2 protein-coding genes are annotated in these 1,378 nt (G+C 69.2%); both read right to left on the bottom strand.

Features of this window, described 5'->3' with window-relative positions; translation table 11 throughout:
• Positions 1 to 284, bottom strand: a 284-nt coding sequence (locus EV684_RS23860; RefSeq protein ID WP_132649835.1) for an NAD(P) transhydrogenase subunit alpha, incomplete at its 3' end; no start/stop codon positions are given.
• An 11-nt stretch (positions 285 to 295) separates the two neighbouring features.
• The coding region (locus EV684_RS23855; protein WP_132649834.1) for an NAD(P) transhydrogenase subunit alpha at positions 296 to 1,378 on the bottom strand (1,083 nt) is incomplete at its 5' end.

Here is a 1,378-nt window from a genome sequence, read left to right as displayed (position 1 = left end):
TTCTTCTTGAACATCTCCAGCATCCGCCGGGTCACCAGGAAGCCGCCGAAGACGTTCACCGCGCACAGCGCCACGGCCAGCACGCCCATGGTCTTGCCCAGGTCGGTCTCGGTCAGCGCCGCCGCCAGCATCGCGCCGACGATCACGATCGCCGAGATCGCGTTCGTCACCGCCATCAGCGGCGTGTGCAGCGCCGGCGTCACGTTCCACACCACGTGGTACCCCACGTAGATCGCCAGCACGAAAATGATCAGGTTCGTGACGGTAGGGCTCACGATTTCCATCGCCGCCTCCTTCAGTTCTTCTTCAGTTCGCCGCCCTGCGCCATCAGGCAGGCGAGCACGATGTCGTCGTCGGCCGGAACGTGCAGCGCACCTTCCTTGGTGACGACGAGCTTCAGGAAGTCCAGCACGTTGCGCGCGTACAGGCTCGAGCTGTCCGCCGCCACCAGCGCCGGCAGGTTGGTCTCGCCGATGATCGTCACGCCGTGCTTCTTCACCGTCTGGCCGGCTTCGGTCAGCGGGCAGTTGCCGCCGACACCGTCGGCCCCACGGCCCGCGGCCATGTCGACGATCACCGAGCCCGGCTTCATGGCCTTCACCATGTCCTCGGTCACCAGCACCGGCGCCGCACGGCCCGGGATCAGCGCCGTCGAGATGACGATGTCGGCCTGCGCGACACGCTTGGCGACCTCGACCTTCTGGCGGTCCAGCCAGCTCTGCGGCATCGGGCGGGCGTAGCCGCCGACGCCTTCGGCCGCTTCCTTCTCCTCGGCCGTCTCGTAGGGCACCTCGATGAACTTGGCGCCCAGCGACTCGACCTGCTCCTTGACGCTCGGACGCACGTCCGAGGCCTCGATCACCGCGCCCAGCCGCTTGGCCGTGGCGATGGCCTGCAGGCCGGCGACGCCGACGCCCAGGATCACGACGCGTGCGGCCTTGATCGTGCCGGCCGCCGTCATCAGCATCGGGAACAGCCGCTGGTAGCGGTCGGCCGCCATCATCACGGCCTTGTAGCCGCCGATGTTGGCCTGGCTGGACAGCACGTCCATGCTCTGCGCCCGCGTCGTGCGCGGCGCGGCTTCGAGCGCGAAGGCCGTCAGCCCCGCGCTCGCCAGCGCCTGCAGCCCCGGCTTGTCGAACGGGTTCAGCATGCCGACCAGCGCCGTGCCGGGTTTCATCAGCGCGAGCTCCTCGGCATCCGGGCTGCGCACTTTCAGCACCAGCTCGCTGCCGAACGCGCCCGCACGGTCGCAGATCTCCGCGCCCACGGCCGCATAGGCCTCGTCCGGCGCACTCGCCGCCACGCCCGCGCCGCTCTGCACCCTGACGGTGTGGCCCTGCGCCTTCAGTTTCTTCGCCGTCTCTGGCGTGACGGC

It is taken from the genome of Rubrivivax gelatinosus, assembly GCF_004340905.1.
Lineage (GTDB): Bacteria > Pseudomonadota > Gammaproteobacteria > Burkholderiales > Burkholderiaceae_C > Rubrivivax > Rubrivivax gelatinosus.
This window is presented reverse-complemented; position numbering and strand designations above follow the sequence as displayed.